Consider the following 21,825-nt stretch of genomic DNA (forward strand, 5'->3'; position numbering starts at 1 on the left):
TTCTCCTATGGACGGTGTCACTTCAAATTATCAACTGCGGCGGGCCCTCGTGGCGATAGTGTGGAGAAATGGCAGACTGTCCAGAACTCCTCGTACCTGATGCTCCCGCGTGGCGGGCCTGGCTGGAGGAAAATCACGCCAGCAGCCCCGGCGTCCTGCTTGTCCTGCACAAGAAGGGCGGCAATGTCACCGAGCTTGCGTATGCGGCGGCGCTGGATGAGGCCCTGGGCTTTGGCTGGATCGACGGGGTTGTGGGAAAGCGCGACGCCGACACTTACCTGCAGCGGTTCACGCCCCGCACCAGAACAAGCAAGTGGTCAAAGATCAATACCGGGCATTACGAGCGGTTGCTTGCCGAGGGCTTGATGCGGGCCGCAGGCACCGCCGCTGCCGATGCCGCAAAGGCCGACGGGCGGTGGGAAATCGCCTATTCGGGACAGGGCACAGCCGAGGTCCCTGACGACCTGGCCGATGCCATTGCCGCCAGCCCCCGGGCGCAGGCCATGTTTGAGGTGCTCACCGCAGTCAATCGCTACTCGCTGATTTATCGCACAAACTCGGTCAAGACCCCGTCGGTGCGGGCCGCCAAAATTGCAGGATTCGTGCGGATGCTTGAGGCGGGGCAGGCCCCGTACCCGCAGAAGCGCCGGCCCTGAATTCCTGGCGCGTGCGCCCTACCCGGCGGCGGCCGACAGCACGCTCCAGCGCTGCACGGCCGCGGAAAGGAGCACCGGTGCCTGCCCGGCGAGCACCGTGGCCGTCCCGGCGACAAGGTTCGACGCCGTTTCCCTTGTGTGCTCCGGCAGCCTTTCGTCGTGCGCGGCAATGGCGAGGTAGCGGCACAGGATGCCGGTGAACAGGCTGCCGTCCCCGCCAGGTTCAAGGCGCAGGCCCAGGCCGGGCGTGCCGAGGTGGCGGTTGACGGCGTCGACCAGGTCGGCGGCATCGTCAAGGTCCCGCCTGCTGCCGAGTTCAAGGAGCGCGGCCAGGATGGGGCCCTGGTTGTAGGTGTAGATGGTGTTTTCGACGTCGCGCCCCGTGGCCGACGGGTGGATGCCGTCAACGTACAGGCCGGTTTCGGGGTCGAAGAGTTCGGTGCGAAGCCAGTCGACGATGGCCCGCGCCGTGCCGGGATCGCCGGTGCGGGCACAGTGGAGCGCGGCGGGGCCGTTGGCCGGCGTGTTCTTGAAGTCGCGCTTGCGGGACCAGTAAATGCCGCCGCCGAGGACCATGTCGTAGGCGCCGTGCAGCTGCCGCGTCAGTGATGCGATGGCCAGCCCGGCCAGCCATGCGGGCCGTGCCGTGAGCCGTAGGGACAGTCCGTTGAGCCTTGCTGCTGCGAGCGCGAGCCACGCCATGTCGTCGTAAAAGCTGTTTGGGAAGCGGCCAAAATTGCGGGCCATGATGCCGCGCAGCAGCTCTTTGGCGCGGCGCAGTTCGGCGTGGGCGGCCGTCCGCCGGCCCCTGGCCAGGGCCAAAAAGCCCGCATCAACGATGGCGTCGAGGTAGTGCGCCTGCCACCAATAGTGCCACTCGGACCATGGCAGCTGCAGGGGCCTCGGTTCCGGGCCGCCGGCTTCAATCGATCCGATCCATGTTCCCGGCAGGCCAGCCAGCCTGTGCCCGAACCGGGTGTTCACGGCTGCGGCAGCCTGTTCCGCAAGTGCGGGCCAAGTGCCGTCCGGGTTCGGCGCTCCTGCGTTGCCTGGGTGGGCTGTCATGGACCCAGCCTACTGTTTCGGCCCGGTGGACCGGTCCTGCCGTCTGAGGATGATCCGTATGAAAATTCACGCTAAGAGGATCAAGCTGTACGGATCAACGATGCTCTGAATGTAGCCGTTCCCGTAAGGGGAACGGCATGCGGGACGTATTCAGGGTCAGCCGAGTTTTACCTGGGAACTCTTGCCTGTTAGTACTCCATCTAGAGTGAAATTGAGTGAGAGGAGACGAGCATTCTTGGGAGAAGCCGGAACATACACCCTAGAGCCGTCCTTGCTCGGTACCGGTTCCGGCGACCTGCCAGGCAACCGATCGGTATGAAGTCCCCACATCATCAGAGAATTCGGCCATTGTCGAGCTGAGAACCAACTGTTGGGCGTCGCTTTGTCTGGTGATGGACGGTCATGCTGGGTGACAATGGCGCCGTCGCGGTTCAGGGTTCATCGGCGGCTCCAGCATGACGACCACGCTGACTGCCTTGATCACCGCTCAAGAATCTCGCTCGCCCTGTTGGCGCCGTGGATTTGTACGTCCAGTCGATGCCGGGGCGACTTCTCCGCGCCGGGGCGGTGCCGATCCACACGAAGTGGCCCCTTCCCGCTGAAGGGCATGATAGGCAAGAGTCATAGACATGATCGGCACTGCCAACAATGAATAGTTGGCAAGCCCTTTACGGACCGGAGTCGCGGCACGTACTCTGACACTTATCGCGGCCGCGCTGGCCGTGGCGAGGGTATCGCAGCGCTGGGGTGTGCTAGAGGAGTAATTCCTACCCCCGCCATTTCATTGGAATGGCAGGAGAACAAAATGTTCGACCAGAAATTCATCACCAACGCAATGACTCAGAGCGCAGAAAACACCCTCGACCGCCGTCGGCTGTTCAGGGCGGCCAGTGCAGCCGGCATCGGAGGCACGGTCGCGTTGCTGTCCGCCACCTCCGCATCAGCCCATGAAGAGGAGGACAGTGCTGGACCCAGTGATTCTGCGATCTTGAACTTCGCGTTGAACTTGGAATACCTGGAGGCCGAATTTTACCTTCGTGCAGTAACTGGAATGGGTTTGGACGACAGCCTCACTAACGGCAGAGGGAAAAAGGGCGGAGTCACAGGCGGCAGCAAGGTACCGTTTACGCCCGGCAGCTTGGTCCAGAAGTACGCAATCGAGATCGCAGCAGATGAAGAGGCTCATGTCAGGTTCCTTCGCAGCGCTCTGGGAAAAGCCGCCGTCGCCCGGCCGCCGATCGACCTTGATGCAAGCTTCACCGCAGCCGCCCTCGCCGCCGGACTCATCACCAAGGGCCAGACTTTCAGCCCCTTCGAGGATGAAACCAGCTTCCTGCTCGGAGCGTTCATTTTTGAAGACGTCGGCGTCACAGCCTACAAGGGGGCCGCTCCGTTCATCGACAATAAGACTTATCTCGAGGCGGCTGCCGGCATCCTCGCTGTCGAGGCATACCACGCAGGCATCATCAGAACCACCATGTACGCCCGCGATCTGCAAGCTCCCGCCCAAGCCATCTCCGACGCCCGGGATAGCCTGGACGGTCCAACAGACCTCGACCAAGGCATCGGAACCAGCGAGGTAGCCAACCTTGTGCCCACCGACGCCAACGCCTTGGCTTTTAGCCGCACCCCTGCGCAGGTCCTGAACATTGCCTACCTGAACCCAAAATCGGTCAAATCCGGGGGTTTTTTCCCCAAAGGCGTCAACGGAAAACTCAATACAAGCGGTGGCAGCTAGGGACTTCATGCCAAGACGGTATGCCCTGGCCCACCCCAACGGGGCCGGCCAAGGCATACCGCCTACCGGGCATCCGGGTTTAGGACCCTGAGACCCGCACCGAGTTGGCGCAGCCGCCTGCGTTCAAGAGATGCCCCTGCGATATAACCTCGGGACGATGACCCATACAGGCCCCTTAACTTTCCACGCTGTCCTCAGCACTATCAGAGACTCAATTCGAAACTGAGACAGCCCGGGAGTTTCCAGAAACACGAAAACCGCTGATTCGCAAAAACTTCATGTCCGCCCGTCCTCCCAAAGGGGTGAAAAGCCAAATATCCGACGATGTCGCTGCTCTGAGTAGATTGACCCACTTGATCGCAACTGGTGCGTAGAAACCAGTCAAGCCTGTCCGTGGTGGGGGAACCTCCTGCGGGACGCTTCGACTTGCGGGCTCACTTTGCGGTGACCGATCCATTCATTCTGAATGCGCGGCTCCGACTACTGCCGAACCACTACGCTCCTGAGAAATGTGCAGTCGACCTCTGACGGAGCCCACCCATCACGATGCCAGACTAAGCATCGGCGGCGCCGTCCGCGATCCCACGGATCCCGACGGCCAGTTCCACCGCGCAAAGCCCGAATCAGCATCGACACAGCCTAAACGTGACTTTCCGTACCGATCCTCCTCAGGCCCCGTCCTGCCGGCCGGAAATTTTGGTTAGTATGCATTAACGCAAGTACTTTTGGTCCGAACACGGGCCGAACCTCAACGAGGAGGAACCATGGATATTTCCAACAACGGCACAGTCGCGCTCATCACCGGCGGTGCATCCGGTCTGGGCGCAGCAACGGCGAGGCGACTTCATGCGGGCGGAGCCGCCGTCGTGCTTGTTGATTTGCCAGGCTCACACGGCGCGGAACTTGCCGCGGAACTCGGCGATCGGGCCGTGTTTTCCCCTGCCGACGTCACAAACGAGGACCAGGTGCGTGCCGCAATTGCCGTCGCCGCGGAACTCGGGACGCTACGGATTGTTGTCAACTGCGCAGGGGTCGGCACGCCGGGCAAGGTTCTGGGGCGCGAGGGCGTGCTGCCGCTTGAGCAGTTCAGCCGGGTCGTCCAGATCAACCTGATCGGCACGTTCAACGTGGTCCGGCTCTGCGCCGAGGCCATGGCTGCCGCCGAACCGCTCGCGGGGGAGTTTGGCCCGGAGCGCGGTGTCATTGTGAACACCGCATCCGTGGCTGCCTTTGACGGGCAGATCGGCCAGCCCGCCTACGCCGCCTCGAAGGGTGCCGTAGCGGCCATGACCCTGCCGATTGCGCGCGAGCTCGCACGCTCGCTGATCCGCGTCATGACCATCGCGCCGGGCATTTTTGAGACGCCCATGCTGGCCGGGCTGCCGCAGGCCGCACAGGATTCACTGGGGGAGCAGGTCCCGCACCCGTCCCGTCTGGGCAAGCCTGCAGAATACGCAGCACTCGTGGAGCACATTGCCGCCAACGCCATGCTTAACGGCGAGACCATCCGCCTTGACGGCGCCATTCGGATGGCCCCGAGGTGACAACCAGGTCCGGGGCGCTCCCGGCCGCCGACTTTTATGACTTTCAGGCGCTGCTTGGCGGCGCGGAAAAGGCCAAGCTGGCGCAGCTGCGTGAATTCCTGGCGCAGGAGGTCCTGCCCCACGCCACCGATTGGTGGAACGACGCCGACTTCCCGGGGCACATCCTGCCCAAGATCGCTGCCCTGGACCTTGCCGCCCCGGACCGCCGCCAGTTCAGCCACCTCTTCACGGGGATCGTGGTGGCCGAAATGACCCGAGCCGACACATCGCTGGCCACGTTCTTCCTTGTCCACCACGACCTTTTCGTCCAGGCCCTCATCGACTTCGGCTCCGATGAGCAGCGCAAACGCCTGCTCCCGGATGCGCTGGCCCTGCGCACAACGGGCGCCTTTGCTCTGACGGAGCCTGACCACGGCAGTGACGTGGCAGGGGGCATGGCCACCATGGTCCGGCAGGTGAACGGCCCCGACGGCACCCACTGGGTACTCAACGGCGCCAAGCGCTGGATTGGCAACGGCACGTTCTGCGACAGGATGCTGCTCTGGGCCAGGGACGCCGACACCGGCCAGGTGCGTGGCTTCTTTCTGGATGCCTCGCTGCCGGGGGTTGTGCGGACGAAGATTGAGCACAAGATCGCCCTGCGGACGGTCCAGAACGCGCACATCACCCTCGAGGATGTGCGGGTGGAGGAGGGGGACAGGATTGCCTCCGTCAACTCCTTTGAGGACACCAACAAACTGCTGCTGGGCTCACGCGTATCGGTTGCCTGGCAGGCGGTGGGGCAGCAGCTCGCAGCCTTCGACGTTGCCAGGGCATATGCGGTGGAACGGCAACAGTTTGGCCGCCCCCTTGCAGCCTTCCAGATGGTCCAGGACCAGTTGGTGAGGATGCTGGGAAACGCCACGTCGTCGTTTGCCATGATGGTGCGCGTCGCAGGATTGCAGGACCGAGGGGACGCCACCATGGCTCAGGTGGCGCTTGCCAAGGCGCACACCACGGCGGCCATGCGGGAGACGGTTGCCCTGGGACGGTCCATCCTTGGCGGCAACGGCATTGTCAGCGACTACCGCATGGCCAAGATTTTTGCCGACGCCGAGGCCATCTACACATACGAGGGTTCCCACGAGATCAACACCCTCATCGCAGGCCGCGCCATCACGGGCGTTTCGGCGATCGTCTAGGAAAGGCGTTACTGCTTGCGGGGGTTGCTCTCGCCCGCTTCGACTGCCACGGGCAGCTTGTTCGCGGCAACCGGGGCGGGGCACGTGCCAAAGTCCGTGAAAGCGCTGGGGAAGTTGATGGCCCGGTTGAAATCAACCACCACAGTGCCGTCGGGGCGCGGCCTGGCCAGTTCAACCTTGCGCCAGTGCGACGTGGTGACCCCGTTGCTGGCGTCGTGGAAGGTGAGCACAAGCGAACCGAGTGCGCCCTCCTCGGCGGCAAGGCTGTAGCCTGTGCCCTCGAGCTCAAATGACACTTCGCCGACCAGCACGGCGGCGCCGGGAATTTCAGGGTTCGAGGTCTCGATGGCCACAGTGCGCGGCTCGGCATAGCGTTCAAAGGTCCCTGTCACGGCAAGGTCCGGGGCGTAGTCAAAAACCGGTGCGGCGGTGAAGGAGGCCAACGTGGGGGCCTGTGAATCACGGGTGCGGATCATGTAGCGGTTGGCCCGCATGCCCAGCTCGACGACGACCGAACCGGTTGACACCCACAGGCGGGATTCCTCATCGGAAAGCTCCGCGGTGATGGTTCCCACCACCGGCTCGCCGCTTTCCACCAGCGTCAGGTGGTCATCGGCCGTGGCGGTCAGTGACGCCGTCGTGCCATCAGCACTCCACCGGCCAGGGACCCCGGACAGGGGTGAAGGGACCGGCGAAAGCCACTGGAAGGAGGTCAGCGTGAGCCAGCCGTGGGCGTTTGCCAACGATGTGTTGCGGCCCGCGCGGAAGCGTTCCCACCTCTGCGTGAGGCGGTCAAGTTCTTGTGTGTGCGTGCTCATGGGGCTCCTGTCGGACTGTGCGGTTGATCCGCAGTAGTCACAACGGCCTGGCCCGGGCGCATATTCCGGGTTGGGCCCGGCGCCGGGGGTGAGCAAGTGAAAGAATGGAACCATGGCAACAAACGCAACCCTGAACAAGGACATGGCCCGCTTCCCGCTCGGCACGGCCGCACCCGTTGACGACGAGCGCACGGAACTGACCTTCACCCGGCACTACGACGCCGCACCCGAGGTGCTGTGGGCCATGCTGACCCAGCCCGACAAGACCGAAATGTGGTGGGCCAAAATCCGCGGCCAAGCCAAGACCGGTTCCTCCTTCGATCTGAAATGGCTGAACATGAAGGACGAGGGCGACGGCATCGAAAGCGACTGGTGGAACGGGCGCGTCATTGAAGCCGCTGCTCCGAACGTCCTTGAAATCTCCAACGCCATGCACGGGCGGATCCGCATCGAACTGAGCCCCGCCGGCAACGGCACACAGCTGGTGTTCAGCAACGTCATCGCCGTGCCGGCCGAGGTGGTGCTGATGTCCCTCGCTGGATGGCACGTGCACCTGGACCATCTGCAGGAGGCCCTTGACGGAAAAAGTGTCGACTGGCAGCACTGGTGGGAGGACTTTTACCCCTGTTGGGAGCGCGCCCGCGCCCTCTACGCCGCGGGGTGACGCGGCGGCCTGACGGCGTCGGGGTTGCCGCCGTCGCCCGTCATTATTTGAGACGGATTGGCACGGGCCAAGGAACCCCACGTAGTATCCAAACGGCCCTGACTTGGGCCCCACCGTATTCAACGCCGCATACGAGCACCCCAGATTCACAGACCGTAAGGACGCCGACTCATGAGCTCAGACTTGCAACCCAACCCGCAGGGCGCCGCACAGGACCCGGAGCAGGACACCGATCTACGCCGCGATGTACGCCGCGTCAGCACCTTGCTGGGCGAGTCGCTCGTCCGCCAGCACGGCCCGGACCTGCTGGCCAAGGTTGAGCAGGTCCGCCTGCTGACAAAGGAATCCAAGGAAGCCGCCCGCGGCGAGACCGGCACCGGCCCGTGGAGCGCGAACGACGTCGCCGAGCAGGTCCGCGAGGTCCTCTCCTCCCTGCCGCTCGAGCAGGCCACAGACCTGGTGCGCGCCTTTGCGTTCTACTTCCACCTTGCGAACGCCGCCGAGCAGGTGCACCGCGTCCGCAGCCTGCGCTCACGGTCCGAAAAGGACGGCTGGCTGGCCAAGGCCGTCGCCGAAATCGCCGAAAAGGCCGGTACCGAGGCCCTGCAGAAGGTCGCGAACGAACTCGATGTCCGCCCCATCTTCACGGCGCACCCCACCGAGGCATCACGCCGTTCGGTGTTGGACAAGATCCGCAAGCTCTCGGACATCCTCGCCACCCCGACGGAGGAGGGCAGCAGCGCCCACGCCCGCCAGGACCGCAAGCTTGCGGAGATCATCGACCAGATGTGGCAGACGGATGAGCTGCGCAAGGTCCGCCCCACCCCCATCGATGAGGCACGCAACGCCATCTACTACCTGCGCAACATCCTCACCGATGCCATGCCGGAGGTCCTGACAGAGCTCAGTGACCTGCTGGCCGAGCACGGCGTTTCGCTGCCTGCCGACGCTGCCCCGCTGCGCTTCGGCTCCTGGATAGGTGGCGACCGCGACGGAAACCCGAACGTCACCTCCGATGTCACCCGCGAGGTCCTGGTCCTGCAGAACCAGAACGCCGTGAAGATCTCCCTGGTGCTGATCGATGAGCTGCTAAGCGTCCTCTCCAACTCAAGCTCCCTGTACGGCGCCGATGCCGCGCTGACTGACTCCATCGCCGCCGACCTGGCAAACCTGCCCCACATTGATGCGCGCGTACTCGAGCTCAACGCCGATGAGCCTTACCGCCTCAAGCTCACCTGCATCAAGGCCAAGCTCATCAACACCCAGAAGCGCGTCGCCGCTGATGCCTACCACGAGGCCGGGCGCGACTACAGCGCCACCTCCGAACTCATCGCCGACCTTGAGCTGCTGGAAGCTTCCCTGCGCAACAACTCCGCCGCGCTGGTTGCGGACGGCGCCCTTGCCTCGGTGCGTCGGGCGATTTCCTCCTTCGGCCTGCACCTGGCAACCCTGGACATCCGCGAGCACGCCGACTACCACCACGACGCCGTCGGCCAGCTGGTTGACCGCGTTGGCGAGCTGGGCAAGCCCTACGCCGAGCTCGACCGTGCCGAACGCATGGCCGTCCTGAGCGCCGAGCTTGCAAGCCACCGTCCGCTGTCGGGCCACCCGATCAAGCTCGACGGCATCGCCGACGGCACGTACGACGTCTTCCGCGTGGTCCGCCGCGCCCTGCGCAGCTTCGGCCCCGACGTCATCGAGACGTACATCATCTCGATGACCCGCGGCGCCGACGACGTCCTTGCGGCCGCCGTGCTTGCCCGCGAGGCGGGCCTCATCTCGCTCGCGGGTGAGAACCGCTATGCCAAGATCGGCTTCGCGCCGCTGTTGGAAACCGTTGACGAACTGCGCGCCTCCGCCGAAATCGTTGACCAGCTGCTGTCCGACCCCGGCTACCGCGAACTCGTGCGCCTGCGCGGGAACGTGCAGGAAATTATGCTTGGCTACTCGGACTCCAACAAGGAATCCGGCGTGCTCACCTCGCAGTGGGAGATCCATAAGACCCAGCGCAAGCTGCGCGACGTTGCGCTCAAGCACGGCGTGAACGTGCGCATGTTCCACGGCCGCGGCGGTTCAGTGGGACGCGGTGGCGGACCCACCTACGACGCCATCATGGCCCAGCCCAACGGCGTCCTCGAAGGTGCCATCAAGTTCACCGAACAGGGCGAGGTCATCTCCGACAAGTACTCGCTGCCCGAACTTGCCCGCGAAAACCTTGAACTTTCGCTGGCTGCAGTCATGCAGGGCTCCGCGCTGCACCAGGCACCGCGCCACTCCGAGGACGACCTCGACCGCTTCGGCGAGATCATGGAAGTCATGTCGGATGCCGCGTTCGGCACCTACCGAACCCTGATCGACCACGAGGACCTGCCCGCGTACTTCCTGGCGTCCACACCGGTTGCGCAGTTGGGCAGCCTGAACATTGGCTCGCGCCCGTCCAAGCGCCCCGACTCGGGTTCGGGCCTGGGCGGCCTGCGCGCCATCCCGTGGGTGTTTGGCTGGACCCAGTCGCGCCAGATCGTGCCGGGCTGGTTCGGCGTCGGCTCCGGCCTGAAGGCTGCCCGCGAGACCGGCCGTGAGAGTGAACTGAAGGAAATGCTGGCGAACTGGCACTTCTTCTCCTCCACCATCTCCAACGTCGAAATGACGCTGGCGAAGACCGACATGGACATCGCAGCCCACTACGTGCGCACCCTGGTGCCCTCCAAGCTGCAGCACCTGTTCGCCACCATCCGGGCCGAATATGACCTCACTGTCGCCGAAATCCAGCTGCTGACAGGCGAGGCCGAGCTGCTGGACAACCAGCCGCTGCTCAAGCGCTCACTGAACGTCCGTGACCAGTACCTCGACCCGATCTCCTACCTTCAGGTTGAACTGCTGCGCCGTGTCCGCGAAGCCGACATCACCAAGGCGGACGTTGACGAGCGCCTGCAGCGCGCCATGTTGATCACGATCAACGGTGTGGCAGCCGGTTTGCGCAACACGGGCTAAATCCTTCCGCTGAAAAATGCGCCCGTCCCCCGTTTCCGCGCCTCGTATACCGGGCGCGGAAACGGGGGACGGGCGCATTTTTGCGTCAGGGTCGCCGCCGATAGGCTTGAACCATGCCTTCCTTCCGCGCAACCATCCAAATCACGGGCCTGCGAGCCGGCCATGCCCCCGAAGAAGTCATGGACATGGCAGTGGCCGCCGTCGGATCGGTCCATGTCGTGGAGGCGAACCAGCTGGACATCATTGCCGGGACCCCGCGCATCACCGTCCGCTTCATGGTTGAGGCCAGCGAGTACGACGCCGAGAACCAGTTTGCGCGCAACGCTGCCGTCGCGATGGCCCACGGGGTCAACGAGGTGGCCACCACGGGAGCTCTGCGCAGCTACCGGCGTTCCGCCGGGAAGTGGCTCACCCTCTAACACCCCGCCCGGTACGTGATGGGGATCACATGTAATTGACCGTGACGATGGCCACGTTCACTGCGCCTTATCTGTATAGGCGCCAAACGGCACCGAGCTTGAAGAAATATCGACACGAAGACATTCGGGAGTGATTCTTTTGACTACTCAGCCTCAGATCAAGAGCCAGACCGGCGCAAACGTTGCACCGGCACGGGCGCATTCCACCAGCCGCGGCACCACCACAGTGGCGGACGGCGTGGTCGCCAAGGTTGCCGGCATCGCAGCCCAGGACATCCCCGGCGTGTACGCACTCGGCGGCGGAGCGGCCCGGGCGCTGGGGAGCCTCCGCGAGGCGGTCGGCCAGAAGGACCTCACCCAGGGCGTCAGCGTTGAAGTGGGCCAGACCCAGGTCGCCGTTGACATTACAGTGGTGGTTGAATACCCGCACCCGCTGCAAAAGGTTGCAGACAATGTTCGTGACGCCATCTACGCAGCCGTCGAGGACATCGTGGGCATGGAAGTGACCGAGGTCAACGTCTCCATCACCGACATCCACATCGCCTCCGACGACGCGGATGACAAGGCGGCCCAGAACAGGCGCACCGACGGGGACGACCAGAGCGGCCAGCACGAAGCCCGCGTCTCATGAATGCCACCCTTGCGGGGACCGCAGTAGGTGCGGTCCTGGCGCTGACGGCCGTGGCCTTTGGCTTGTGGGCCATGCTGCTCGTGGCGCTGTTTATGGTCATTGGGGCCGTGATTGGCAGGAGCATGGACGGCAGGCTGGACCTGCGGGGCGTCTTTGATGCCTTCCGAGGCAAGCGCACCTCGTCATGACGGCCGGGTACACCCGCATCTCCACGGGCACCATGCACAAACTGGTCGAAGCCGTTGCGGCCGAGGCCTTCAATGTCCCGATGCGGGATGTGCGTGCCGGCGTGCACGACGAGCAGGGTCAAATCAACCTCTCACTCGCCGTTCCACTGCTCCTGTCCTTGAACAAGGCAGGGGAGCGGGTGGGGCACGACGGCGGCACCGTGTTTGGCCGGGCGGCCTCGGCCCGGGCGGTGGTTGCCGGCCGCATCCATTCCCTTGCCGGGGCAGCTGTTGGCAGGGTTGATGTCAGGTTCACAGGAATCCATGACGGGCAACATGTAAAGGCGGGGAGGGTCCAGTGAAAAGCAGGCAGGCCATTGAGCCGGCGTTGATTCGAAGGATCAACCTGCGCGAAACACGTTCCAGCCGTGCAGCCTTGTCCATCACGGCAGCCGCGGTGCTGCTGGTGACAGTGCTCTGGCTGGCTGTGGAATTGGTACTCTCGGCAACCGGACAGGCAGCCCTGCTGATTTCCCCGGCGGAATTGGCCCGCAGCACGGCATCGCTGGCAACGGCCACCGTTCCCGGAGTGCTCATGGGCGCAGGTGCTGTCCTGGTACTCATGGGAATTGCATTGCTTGCGGCATCCCTGTTGCCAGGGAACAAACAACGGCACATCGTAGATGATCCGCGCGCCGCAATCGTCGTTGACAGCGAGGTGTTGGCGGCATCAGCGTCCCGGACGGCCCGCACGGCCGCCGGGCTGGCACCCGAGCAGGTCTCCAGCACCGTTGGGCGCAAGCGCATTGACGTTGTGGTCATTCCCAGCGCGGGCCGGGCAGTGGATGCGGATGGCATCAAGGCCGCAGTGGAGAGCGAAATATCAGGGTACGGGCTGCGCCGGCCTTTGGCTGTGGGCGTCTCCACAAGCACCAGGGCGGCGGTGGGAGCATGAACGGCACACGTCGCGGGCTCAACCGCACGCTGCTGGGGCTCATGGGGCTTGTGCTCATCGGGGCCGGGGCCATGGCAATCCTGGCCGGGACCAGCAGCAGATTCGCGCAGGGTTGGACCTCGGCCGGGACAAGCATGTGGGCCCGCGTCCAGGAAAATCTGGCTGCGGCCCGGATTCCCGGAACCTCGAGCAGCTGGTGGAGTGTTGGCATCCTTGCCTTCCTCATCGTCAGTGCCGTGCTGCTTGTGTGGTGGATGGCTTCTCAGGGCACCGGGCGCAGCAACCAACTGGCACGGCAGGACAGTGAAACGGGAAACACCACCGTGGACACCGCAGTGGCCAGCCAGGCAGTCAAGGCGGCACTGCAGGGAAATAACCAGATCCTGGCAACGTCGGTGCAGTCCTGGAAAACCAGAGGCTACACCGATGGTGCCGGGCTGAAAATCAGTGTCCAGGCGCGGAAAGGCGCCTCGCCCACCGAGGTGGGGGCCGCCGTCGGGCAAGTGGTGGATGACTTGGATGAACTGCTGGGAAGGCAACTGCCCGTGCTGGTCCGCATCAAGGCCGGCACGCGGACCAAATTTGCCCGCACCGAACGCGTGGCATGAGCAGCCAAGACAAGAAGGCCAAACGCCGTGGGTGAGCAGACGCATCGAAGCCTGCCGGGGCGTTGGTGCATGTAGGCTCAGCCCAAGTGCGGGGAACCAAAGGGAATCCAGAAAGGGTGCAAGCCGGTGAAACGACTGCAGGACCTGCCACACAAGATGGCCGACGCCCCCGATGCGGTGTTGGCCGAACGGGCCGGCGACGGGGACGTGGCCGCCTTTGAAGCACTTGCCCGCAGGCATGCCCCACTCATGCGTGCGTACGCCCGACGCCTGGCGCGTTCCCTTGACGAGGCCGACGACGTTGTTCAGGATGCGCTGATCACGGCATGGAAGGATATTGGCACCCTGAATGACGGGGCTGCCGTGAAGGCCTGGCTCATGCGGATCGTGGCGCACAGGGCTGTCGACGCCGGGCGCCGCCGAAAAACACACGAGAACGTGGCGGACCAGCCGGAGCCGGCGGACAGGAAGCCCACCCCGGAGGAAGCCGCTGTTGTTGGGTCGGCGCGTCGTGCCTTGGACAAGGCCCTGGGCCGACTGCCCGAGGAACAGCGAAGATGCTGGGTCCTGAAGGAATTTGGCGGCCAGTCTTATGAGGACATTGCCGAGACGCTGGGCATCAGCGTCACCAGCGTGCGCGGCAGGTTGGCACGGGCACGGACAACGCTTGTGAAGGAAATGGAGGATTGGCGATGAACCCCACGCATGACTGCGGCCGGCGCATCGAGGACCTCAGCGACTATCTGGACACCGGATCCTCCCCCGACGCGGAGCACATTGGCCACTGCCCGCAGTGCCAGGCGCGCCTTGCCGGGCTGCGCAGCCTCAGCGCCGCCGCACGGGACCTTCTGGATGAGGACCTCACGGCGACAACCGCCGACGATTCGGGCTGGCTCGACGGCATCCTGGAAAACCTCCGCCTGGAAACCCGGGCCGGGCGCTCACTTCCCCTTGAGGGCGAAGGGCTCGACGAGCTCACAGAAACCGAAGGGGCCGTCATTTCCCTGGTTCGTTCCGTGGGCGACGGACTGGGCGGGGTGCTCATCGGCCGCTGCCGTCTGGAGGGAGAGGTTGATGTTGCGGGGGCTCCGGTGGAAGTGAGGATCAACGTTTCCGCACGCTATGGATATCCGCTGCCGACGCTGGCCGAGGAATTGCGCGCGGCCGTCTTTGCCGAGCTTTTGGTGCAGACTGAACTCAATGTGACTGCCGTGCATGTGGCATTCACCGACATGCGGCCACCGTTCACGGCCGGCCGGGATTGAGCGGGGGAATGACCGCAATGAGCCTTGAAGAAGACCTCCACCAGCTGGTCCTTGGCATGGACGGCGTGGCAACTGTCTACGCCGCGGACCCCCTGTGGCTGACCATGCTCAAACAGGTGGGTGGACTCCTTGGACAAGGGGACGACGCCGCACCGGTGCCCTTTGTTGTGTGCTCCGAGGACGGGGCCGGGGACGGGGCCGGGGACGGGGCGGAGGACGGGACCCACGACGGGATCGTGACTGTGCGGGTGCGGATCGGCACCGACGGGGCGCAGCCGGCACCGGCCGTGGCCCGGAATGTTGCAGAGGGGATCCGGGCCCACGTTTCCCTGCAGCGCCCGGGAACTTTGGTCAGGGCCGTGGTGGAAGTTTCCGCGATCGGCCTGTGAATTCCGGGAGCCTACTTGTGGTTCGGGAACTCCGATAGTTCACGCTGTGAGAAGTACTTCACGGGCTCTCGCGTCACCGGGTCCTGGAAGGCAATGCTGTGGGCCAGCAACTGCAGCGGTTTCGTGTAGTCATCGGGGGCCTGTTCATGCAGCACGGGGTAGAACGGGTCATTCAGGATTCCAATGCCCGCGGACGCCAGGTGCACACGTAATTGGTGGGTCTTGCCCGTGTGCGGCTGGAGGTGGTACAGGCCAAGCGTCTGCCCATCAGCACTAGCGCGGGTGTCCATCAGCTCGATCCGGGTTTCCGCATTGGGCTCGCCCTCAATTTCTTGGGCCAGCAGGTACGTGCGCGACTTGATCATGCGGCTGCGCACCACCAAGGGGAATTCGAGGTCGTCGCTGACGGGAGCCACCGCGCGGTAGGTCTTTTCAATGCGCCGCTTTTCAAACAGCATTTGGTACTTGCCGCGGGTTTCGGGATTGGCCGAGAACAACAGCACCCCTGCCGTCATGCGGTCCAAACGGTGGATCGGCACCAGGTCAGGCAGGTCAAGGAGCACGCGCAGGCGCACCAGTGATGATTCCTGTACGTACATGCCGCCGGGCGTGGTGGGCAGGAAGTGCGGCTTGTCCACAACAACAAGATGCTCGTCCTGGTGCAGGATGGACAGCTCCACCGGCAGGCGCTTTTCCACCGGCAGTTCGCGGTAGTACCAAATGAACATGTGCTCGTTCAGCGGGGTGGAGGGTGTGACGATTTCCCCCTCCAAGGACCTGACCTCGCCGCGCTCAAAACGCTCCACGATTCCCGCCGGGTCAACATGGTTGAACTTGTCCAGGACGTAGTCCATGGCGGTGGCCCAGGGGCCTGCTGCGGGCATGCGCATGCGGGTGGCATTGACGCCGTCGCGCACGGGAAGGGGAGATTTCATCACCTTTCAAGGGTACCGATGCCGCCGGGGTGTCTTGACCGCGGTGTTGGCGGGCCGCTCAGGGCGCCGGCTGGCAGCGCGGGCAAAAGTAAATGTCACGGGCCGCCCGTTCCGGGTGGGCCGGATCGGCCAGGGTGGCATGGCGGATCAGCGACCCGCACCGCTTGCACGGTTTCCCCGCCCGGCCGTAGACCCACGAGGCTGCATCGCCCCGGGCAGGCCCGCCGGTGGTTGAGCGGGCGGACCTGTTCTTGTTGGCCTCAAGCAGCCGCTTGGCCATCTCGAGGATCCGTGGCAGCCCGGCCACCTCCGCCACAGGTACGGCGGGGTGCACGCCGCCCAGAAAACATAGCTCGTTGCGGTAGACGTTGCCAATCCCTGCAAGGTTGCGCTGGTCCAGCAGCGCCAGGCCCACAGCCCTGCCCGGATCGCCCAGCAGCCGCCGCAGTGCCTGATCCGCATCCCAATCCGCTCCCAGCAGGTCCGGCCCCAGATGTCCGACGGCGTTCCCCACCATTGCTTCAGGCAGGACGTCCAGCGTGGCAAGGGAGAACCCCACTGCCGTTGCCGATGCTGTTGCCAGGACCGCCCTTGCGGTGAAGGCGGGCCTTCTCCAGCGAGCTGTCCGCCCGTTGGCGTCCACCGGGTAAATGTCCCAGTGGCCCTCCATGGAGAGGTGCGAATGGATCACCAGGCCGCCAACAAACATGAGCAGGTGCTTGCCCCGGGACTGCACCGAGCAGACCGTTTGGCCCGATAAATCAAGGGTGGCGTGGGCCGGCACCCTGAAGTCACTGGAGACCAGCTCGTGCCCCTCCAGAACGGCACGCAGGTCCCTGGCCTGCCGCCAGACGGTGTCCCCCTCAGGCACGGATCCGCACCCCGCGCGGGGAACTGTAAGCACCCGCGCCCAGCAGGGCCGCGGCCAGCGGTGTGGAAAGCACCTCAACACCGTTGACCTTTTCAATGGCCATCTTGTCGATGGCGCCACGCTTGACCACCTGCACCAGGGCAGCGGCCGCAAAGGATACATAGGTGGAGTCGTCGCTGAAGCACAACAGCGTGCGGCCGCCTCGCTCAACATACAGGACCAGGACGCCGTCGACCATCACCACAAGCGCGCCCGCCTTGCGCCCGGGCCGGTGCCCGGAATCAAGCGGTGGCCACGCCAACGCGGCACCATAAGGGTTGGCTGGGTCGGTGGCGGCAAGAGCCAGCGCCTTCGGGGCCCGCACGGCCAGGGCCGCGTCCTCGCTGAACGTGCGCAGCCTGTCGACAGTGGCAGGGATGGCGAATTGTGCGGCGCCCAGATGCTCGATGAAGTAGCCGCGGCGGCACTTTCCGGCTTCCTCGAGCCGGGCCAGCACCTTGTACATCAGCCCGAACCCGCCGGGAATGCCCTGGTTCATGACAGAACCGCGCGTCACCACCCCGTACCTGTCCAGAAACAGCTCGGCGAGGGCGTGGCCGCGCAGGGTCGCCTGGGTGCTCGGGGTGGCGGCGTCGTCGGCCTGGACCGCCGGCAGCAGGCTCCACCGGCCGGCGCCCAGGGGCGGTGCTCCGCGCTGCACGCCGGGAGCGCGGCCCGGCAGCCGGCCATAGCGTCCGGCCCCGGCAGGGCGCAGCCGCGACGGGGGAGCCTTTTGCTTGTGCGCCGTGTGCCCGCCCGCCAGCAGCGCCCGCACGGGTGCGAACGTGTCGTTGCTGATCCGCCCTGCCCACAGCAAATCCCACAGGGCGGCTGTCAGTTCGTCGTCGGAGACGGTGGGATCGGGTCCGGCAGCGCTCATTTCCCGCAGTTGGTGAAAGAAGTACGCGCCACCGTTTGCCAGGGCCGCCAAGACCCGGCAGTGGAGTTCGCCGGGCGTGAAGTCGGGCGCGGCGGACAGCGTCAGCTCAGCCGATTCGGCCATGTGCAGGCTCAGCCAGCCGTCGTTGGAGCCAAGGGATCCGGCGCCGGAGACGAGCACCTCGCCCGTGGCCGTCAGCTCGTCAAGCATGGCGGGGGAGTAGTCTCCAACCCTGGCGGCCAGCACCAGGGGCTCCCACGCCGAGGCCGGAATCGGCACGCCCGCCAACTGGTCGACCACCGTCAGCACGCCGTCAAGGCCGCGCAGCGCCGGGGCGTTTGATGCGGCGGTCACGTGCTGCCAGGCAGGCAGGAAACGCCCAAAAGTGCCCGCATCGACAGGCTCCACCTCGGCCCGCAGGGCAGCCAGGGACCGGCTGCGCAACTGCCGCAGCACGGCGACGTCGCACCACTCCGAGGCGCCGTTTTCGGCCCGCTGCGGCAGAAACTCGCCTTCCGTGACGCGCTTGTCCGCCGCAAGCCTCGCCAGCCCCGAATGCACGACGGCGACACCCAGTCCCAGCCTCGATGCGGCCTGCGCCGCGGTGAAGGGTCCATGGGTGCGGGCGTAGCGGCCCAGTAGGTCCCCGAGAGGATCGGCCACGGGCTCGATGAAGGCCAGCGGGACACCCATGGGCAGCGGGGTGCCGAGTGCGTCGCGGAGCCGGGCGGCATCCTCTATGGCCGCGAAGCGTTCCTGGCCGGCCATGTTGACGCGCAGCGCCCGGTTGGCGGTGACAAGTTCTCCAAGGTGGGCGGCCGCCGTGGCCAGGTGTCCGGCGTCGTCCGCTCCTGACGGGGGAAAGTCCGGGACAAGCCTGGCGGCAACTTCCTCCGCCGTGAGCGGGCCGAGCAGGCGCAGCAAATCTGCCACGCCTTCCATGCCTCGGGCACGCCTGTCGTTATCCTTTCCGCTGCCGGCGAGGCGCTGCAGCTGCGCCTCGGTCGTGGCGATGACCGTGGGGTCAAGGAGTTCACGCAACTCGGCGCGTCCCAGCAGCTCATCCAGCAGGGCGGGGTCCAGGGAGAGGGCTGCCGCGCGCCGCTCGGCGAGCGGGGAGTCACCCTCGTACAGGAAGCTGGCCACGTAGCCAAAGAGCAGCGAACGGGCGAACGGGGACGGCTCGTTCGTGGTGGTTTCCACGATCCGCAGCTCGCGCCGCTCGATTGAGGCTGCAATGTCCTTCAGGGCGGGGAGGTCGTACACGTCCTGCAGGCATTCGCGCACGGTTTCCAGCACGATCGGGAACTGCGGGTACTTCCGGGCCACGTCCAACAGCTGGGCCGAGCGCTGGCGCTGCTGCCACAGGGGTGAGCGCTTGCCGGGATTTTGCCGGGGCAGGAGCAAGGCGCGGGCGGCGCATTCGCGGAAGCGGCTGGCAAACAGCGCGGAGCCGCCCACCTCGGCCGTCACGATCCCGTCGAGCTCCTCCGGGTCAAAGAGGAACAGCTCCGCACCCGGCGGTTCGTCGTCCATGAGGGGCACGCGCAACACGATGCCGTCGTCGGAGGCCATGGCGGAGCCATCAAGGCCGTAGCGTTCGTGCAGGCGTGCGGCGACGGCGAGGGCCCATGGTGCGTGGACCGGCATGCCAAAGGGGCTGTGCAGCACCACCCGCCAGTCGCCGAGCTCGTCATGGAAGCGTTCAACCATGAGCGTTTTGTCGTCGGGAACCTGCGTGGTGGCGGCCTTTTGCTCATCAAGGTAGCCGAGCAGGTTGTTCGCCGCCCAACCGTCCAGGCCCGTGGCTTCGCAGCGGGCCAGGGCCTTCTTGCGCGGGGCGGCGCTGACTTCCCTGATGAACGCGCCCAGGGCGCGGCCGAGGTCAACGGGACGGCCCAGGGAGTCTCCTTTCCAAAACGGCAGCTTGCCCGGCTGGCCAAACGCGGGGGAGACAAGGACCCGGTCAAAGGTGATGTCCTCGATCTTCCAGCTCGTGGCGCCGAGGGCGAAGACGTCACCCACCCGGGATTCGTACACCATTTCCTCGTCGAGCTCGCCGACGCGCCGCCCGCCCTTGGCGGCCCTGCCCGCGGAACCGGGGGACCCGGCGTCGTCCGAGCCGACGATGAACACGCCAAACAGGCCACGGTCGGGAATGGTGCCGCCGGAGGTGACTGCCAGCCGCTGGGCGCCGGGACGGCCGGTGATGGTTCCGGCCGTCCGGTCCCAAATGATGCGCGGGCGCAGCTCGGCAAACTCATCCGAGGGGTACCGGCCCGCGAGCAGGTCCAAGGTGGCGTCAAAGGCGGAGCGCGGGAGGGCCAAAAACGGGGCGCTGCGCCGCACTGTCTCAAACCACGCGTCGACGTCCAGTGGCTCAAGCGCGGTGGCCGCGACGGTTTGCTGGGCAAGGATGTCAAGGGGGTTCGCCGGGATGGACAGCGGCTCAATCTCCCCGGCCAGCATGCGCTCAACCGTGACGGCAGAATGCAGCAGGTCCGCGCGGTGCTTGGGGAACAGCAGGCCCTGCGAAATCTCGCCCACCTGGTGCCCGGCGCGCCCCACCCGCTGCAGCCCGCTGGCTACCGACGGAGGCGACTCCACCTGGATTACCAGATCCACGGCGCCCATGTCGATGCCGAGCTCAAGGCTCGACGTCGCCACAACCGCCCGCAGCCGGCCCGACTTGAGGTCGTCCTCAATGAGCGCACGCTGTTCCTTGGACACCGATCCGTGGTGCGCCTTGGCGAGCACGTTCGGGGCCCCGGACACCGAACCGGCCTGCGCCATCATCTCCGCCGGCAGCCTGGGCGGGGCTTGTGCCGGTGCGACCTCGGCCCCCGCCTCCCCGGGGATGGCAAGCCGTTCCACGTAGATCTCGTTCAGCCTGCTGGTGAGCCGCTCGGCCAGGCGCCGGGAGTTGGCGAAAATGATGGTTGACTTCTTGGCCAGCACCGCGTCCACGATCTTTTCCTCCACATGCGGCCAGATGGAGGCGTTGGGCTGGAGTCCGGAGGCGGGGCCAAGATCGTGGGCGGCGGCCAGGGCGGGCAGGTCAGTCATGTCGGCAACGGGGACTGTGACGGCAAGGTTCCAGGTCTTGGTGCTCGCCGGGGCCACGATGGTGACGGGTGCGGTGCCGCCAAGGAAGCGGGCCACGGTGGAATGCGGTTCCACGGTGGCGGAGAGGCCAATTCGCTGGGCAGGGGATGCCAGCAGGGCGTCGAGGCGTTCAAGGGAGAGGGCCAGGTGGGCGCCGCGCTTGGTGCCGGCCACGGCGTGGACCTCATCGATGATGATGGTGTCGACCCCGGCCAGGGTTTCGCGGGCCTTCGAGGTCAGCATCAGGTAAAGCGATTCGGGGGTGGTGATCAGGATGTCGGGCGGGTGGCTGAGCAGCCTTCGACGCTCATTGGCAGGGGTGTCGCCCGAGCGCACACCGACACTGAGCGCCGGCGTGGCCAGGCCAAGACGGGCGGCCGTCTGCGTGATGCCAATCAGCGGTGCGCGAAGGTTGCGTTCGACGTCCACGCCAAGGGCCTTCAACGGAGAGATGTAGAGGACGCGGGTGCCGTTCGCGCCGGTGCCCTCCGCGCCGGCGTCGGCTGCACCGGCCTTGGTTGCACCGGCCTTGGCGATGAGCCCGTCAATGGACCATAGGAAGGCTGCCAGGGTTTTTCCAGACCCTGTCGGCGCCACGACCAGTGAATGTGCGCCGCCGGCAATGGCCTCCCAGGCACCTGCTTGCGCCGGGGTGGGGGAGCCGAACGCGCCGAGAAACCATTCGCGCGTTGGTGCTGCGAATTGTTTCATGACGGCTGCCGGCGATGTTCCTTGCACGGCTCCATCATGCCGCATGCCGGTGACATTTTCGTGCTGGCGGGACCGGGCGCCGTAGCCGATGCGTGAGTGTCGGTGGCACGCGGTAATCTTGGGTTGGGAGCGGCAATGGTTGCCGGGGCCGGTCCGTCACAGTTGTTGTGTCCGGAACGGAGCTCCCGCCACT

20 protein-coding genes are annotated in these 21,825 nt (G+C 65.5%); 15 read left to right on the forward strand and 5 right to left on the reverse strand.

Annotated elements, in window-relative coordinates; translation table 11 throughout:
• Positions 1-68: 68 nt before the first annotated feature.
• Complete coding sequence (locus AAGW05_RS12480; RefSeq protein WP_411804858.1) at positions 69-656, forward strand: YdeI/OmpD-associated family protein; 588 nt, start codon at positions 69-71, stop codon at positions 654-656.
• An 18-nt stretch (positions 657-674) separates the two neighbouring features.
• Here AAGW05_RS12480 and AAGW05_RS12485 read toward each other — a convergent pair whose 3' ends face one another.
• Positions 675-1,721 carry a glycoside hydrolase family 76 protein gene (locus tag AAGW05_RS12485; protein ID WP_411804859.1) on the reverse strand — a complete coding sequence of 349 codons (1,047 nt, stop codon included), beginning with the start codon at positions 1,719-1,721 and terminating at the stop codon, positions 675-677.
• Between the two features lie 805 nt (positions 1,722-2,526).
• Here AAGW05_RS12485 and AAGW05_RS12490 point away from each other — a divergent pair.
• From AAGW05_RS12490 to AAGW05_RS12500, 3 genes are all read left to right on the forward strand, one after another.
• On the forward strand, positions 2,527-3,459 hold the full coding sequence (locus AAGW05_RS12490; protein WP_411804860.1) for a ferritin-like domain-containing protein: 933 nt from the start codon (positions 2,527-2,529) through the stop codon (positions 3,457-3,459).
• Positions 3,460-4,223: 764 nt separating this feature from the next.
• On the forward strand, positions 4,224-5,003 hold the full coding sequence (locus AAGW05_RS12495) for a 3-hydroxyacyl-CoA dehydrogenase (protein ID WP_411804861.1): 780 nt from the start codon (positions 4,224-4,226) through the stop codon (positions 5,001-5,003).
• Positions 5,000-6,184 (forward strand): acyl-CoA dehydrogenase family protein, encoded by a 1,185-nt coding sequence (locus tag AAGW05_RS12500; RefSeq protein ID WP_411804862.1) that lies wholly within the window; start codon positions 5,000-5,002, stop codon positions 6,182-6,184. The genes AAGW05_RS12495 and AAGW05_RS12500 overlap by 4 nt, the downstream gene beginning before the upstream one ends.
• Before the next feature lie 8 nt (positions 6,185-6,192).
• Here the strand turns inward: AAGW05_RS12500 and AAGW05_RS12505 are convergent, their stop codons facing one another.
• Positions 6,193-7,002: a DUF1684 domain-containing protein gene (locus AAGW05_RS12505; protein WP_411804863.1), complete on the reverse strand. Its 810-nt coding sequence runs from the start codon at positions 7,000-7,002 to the stop codon at positions 6,193-6,195.
• A gap of 112 nt (positions 7,003-7,114) precedes the next feature.
• Here AAGW05_RS12505 and AAGW05_RS12510 point away from each other — a divergent pair, with 112 nt between their 5' ends.
• The 11 genes from AAGW05_RS12510 to AAGW05_RS12560 all read left to right on the forward strand — a co-directional run bounded on the left by AAGW05_RS12510 (position 7,115) and on the right by AAGW05_RS12560 (position 15,091).
• Complete coding sequence (locus AAGW05_RS12510) at positions 7,115-7,666, forward strand: SRPBCC domain-containing protein (RefSeq protein WP_411804864.1); 552 nt, start codon at positions 7,115-7,117, stop codon at positions 7,664-7,666.
• A 171-nt stretch (positions 7,667-7,837) separates the two neighbouring features.
• Positions 7,838-10,657, forward strand: coding sequence for a phosphoenolpyruvate carboxylase (gene ppc / locus AAGW05_RS12515; protein ID WP_411804865.1), 2,820 nt, complete (start codon positions 7,838-7,840; stop codon positions 10,655-10,657).
• Positions 10,658-10,770: 113 nt separating this feature from the next.
• Positions 10,771-11,076, forward strand: a complete 306-nt coding sequence (locus AAGW05_RS12520) for a hypothetical protein (RefSeq protein WP_411804866.1) — start codon at positions 10,771-10,773, stop codon at positions 11,074-11,076.
• A gap of 157 nt (positions 11,077-11,233) precedes the next feature.
• A complete protein-coding gene (locus AAGW05_RS12525; protein ID WP_411804911.1) occupies positions 11,234-11,707 on the forward strand; it encodes an Asp23/Gls24 family envelope stress response protein in 474 nt (157 codons plus the stop codon).
• A complete protein-coding gene (locus AAGW05_RS12530) occupies positions 11,704-11,895 on the forward strand; it encodes a DUF2273 domain-containing protein (RefSeq protein ID WP_411804867.1) in 192 nt (63 codons plus the stop codon). The genes AAGW05_RS12525 and AAGW05_RS12530 overlap by 4 nt, the downstream gene beginning before the upstream one ends.
• Positions 11,892-12,236: a hypothetical protein gene (locus tag AAGW05_RS12535; RefSeq protein ID WP_411804868.1), complete on the forward strand. Its 345-nt coding sequence runs from the start codon at positions 11,892-11,894 to the stop codon at positions 12,234-12,236. Before AAGW05_RS12530 ends, AAGW05_RS12535 begins: the two co-directional genes overlap by 4 nt.
• Positions 12,233-12,829, forward strand: coding sequence for a hypothetical protein (locus AAGW05_RS12540; protein ID WP_411804869.1), 597 nt, complete (start codon positions 12,233-12,235; stop codon positions 12,827-12,829). Before AAGW05_RS12535 ends, AAGW05_RS12540 begins: the two co-directional genes overlap by 4 nt.
• On the forward strand, positions 12,826-13,437 hold the full coding sequence (locus tag AAGW05_RS12545; RefSeq protein ID WP_411804870.1) for a hypothetical protein: 612 nt from the start codon (positions 12,826-12,828) through the stop codon (positions 13,435-13,437). Before AAGW05_RS12540 ends, AAGW05_RS12545 begins: the two co-directional genes overlap by 4 nt.
• Before the next feature lie 156 nt (positions 13,438-13,593).
• Complete coding sequence (locus tag AAGW05_RS12550; RefSeq protein ID WP_411804912.1) at positions 13,594-14,133, forward strand: RNA polymerase sigma factor; 540 nt, start codon at positions 13,594-13,596, stop codon at positions 14,131-14,133.
• The gene (locus AAGW05_RS12555; RefSeq protein WP_411804871.1) at positions 14,130-14,702 is read left to right on the forward strand and encodes a hypothetical protein; all 573 of its coding nucleotides are present in this window, start codon (positions 14,130-14,132) and stop codon (positions 14,700-14,702) included. Before AAGW05_RS12550 ends, AAGW05_RS12555 begins: the two co-directional genes overlap by 4 nt.
• A gap of 17 nt (positions 14,703-14,719) precedes the next feature.
• Positions 14,720-15,091 carry a hypothetical protein gene (locus tag AAGW05_RS12560; RefSeq protein WP_411804872.1) on the forward strand — a complete coding sequence of 124 codons (372 nt, stop codon included), beginning with the start codon at positions 14,720-14,722 and terminating at the stop codon, positions 15,089-15,091.
• An 11-nt stretch (positions 15,092-15,102) separates the two neighbouring features.
• On the opposite strand, the gene AAGW05_RS12565 is transcribed toward AAGW05_RS12560, so the two are convergent.
• Genes AAGW05_RS12565 through AAGW05_RS12575 form a run of 3 tightly spaced genes read right to left on the reverse strand, consistent with a single transcriptional unit; the run spans position 15,103 to position 21,677 of the window.
• A complete protein-coding gene (locus AAGW05_RS12565) occupies positions 15,103-16,026 on the reverse strand; it encodes a pseudouridine synthase (protein ID WP_411804913.1) in 924 nt (307 codons plus the stop codon).
• A gap of 58 nt (positions 16,027-16,084) precedes the next feature.
• Positions 16,085-16,897 carry a DNA-formamidopyrimidine glycosylase family protein gene (locus AAGW05_RS12570; RefSeq protein ID WP_411804873.1) on the reverse strand — a complete coding sequence of 271 codons (813 nt, stop codon included), beginning with the start codon at positions 16,895-16,897 and terminating at the stop codon, positions 16,085-16,087.
• A complete protein-coding gene (locus AAGW05_RS12575; protein WP_411804874.1) occupies positions 16,890-21,677 on the reverse strand; it encodes an ATP-dependent helicase in 4,788 nt (1,595 codons plus the stop codon). The genes AAGW05_RS12570 and AAGW05_RS12575 overlap by 8 nt, the downstream gene beginning before the upstream one ends.
• Positions 21,678-21,825: the final 148 nt, after the last annotated feature.

Source organism: Arthrobacter sp. LAPM80 (genome assembly GCF_046736435.1).
Classification (GTDB): domain Bacteria; phylum Actinomycetota; class Actinomycetes; order Actinomycetales; family Micrococcaceae; genus Specibacter.

Coding starts and splice junctions, on each gene's coding strand:
- AAGW05_RS12560 (WP_411804872.1), top strand. CDS start 14,720: ATGAGCCTTGAAGAAGACCTCCACCAGCTGGTCCTTGGCATGGACGGC.
- AAGW05_RS12545 (WP_411804870.1), top strand. CDS start 12,826: ATGAACGGCACACGTCGCGGGCTCAACCGCACGCTGCTGGGGCTCATG.
- AAGW05_RS12485 (WP_411804859.1), bottom strand. CDS start 1,721: ATGACAGCCCACCCAGGCAACGCAGGAGCGCCGAACCCGGACGGCACT.
- AAGW05_RS12480 (WP_411804858.1), top strand. CDS start 69: ATGGCAGACTGTCCAGAACTCCTCGTACCTGATGCTCCCGCGTGGCGG.
- AAGW05_RS12555 (WP_411804871.1), top strand. CDS start 14,130: ATGAACCCCACGCATGACTGCGGCCGGCGCATCGAGGACCTCAGCGAC.
- AAGW05_RS12495 (WP_411804861.1), top strand. CDS start 4,224: ATGGATATTTCCAACAACGGCACAGTCGCGCTCATCACCGGCGGTGCA.
- AAGW05_RS12565 (WP_411804913.1), bottom strand. CDS start 16,026: ATGAAATCTCCCCTTCCCGTGCGCGACGGCGTCAATGCCACCCGCATG.
- AAGW05_RS12535 (WP_411804868.1), top strand. CDS start 11,892: ATGACGGCCGGGTACACCCGCATCTCCACGGGCACCATGCACAAACTG.
- AAGW05_RS12550 (WP_411804912.1), top strand. CDS start 13,594: ATGGCCGACGCCCCCGATGCGGTGTTGGCCGAACGGGCCGGCGACGGG.
- ppc (WP_411804865.1), top strand. CDS start 7,838: ATGAGCTCAGACTTGCAACCCAACCCGCAGGGCGCCGCACAGGACCCG.
- AAGW05_RS12505 (WP_411804863.1), bottom strand. CDS start 7,002: ATGAGCACGCACACACAAGAACTTGACCGCCTCACGCAGAGGTGGGAA.
- AAGW05_RS12510 (WP_411804864.1), top strand. CDS start 7,115: ATGGCAACAAACGCAACCCTGAACAAGGACATGGCCCGCTTCCCGCTC.
- AAGW05_RS12520 (WP_411804866.1), top strand. CDS start 10,771: ATGCCTTCCTTCCGCGCAACCATCCAAATCACGGGCCTGCGAGCCGGC.
- AAGW05_RS12490 (WP_411804860.1), top strand. CDS start 2,527: ATGTTCGACCAGAAATTCATCACCAACGCAATGACTCAGAGCGCAGAA.
- AAGW05_RS12575 (WP_411804874.1), bottom strand. CDS start 21,677: ATGCGGCATGATGGAGCCGTGCAAGGAACATCGCCGGCAGCCGTCATG.
- AAGW05_RS12530 (WP_411804867.1), top strand. CDS start 11,704: ATGAATGCCACCCTTGCGGGGACCGCAGTAGGTGCGGTCCTGGCGCTG.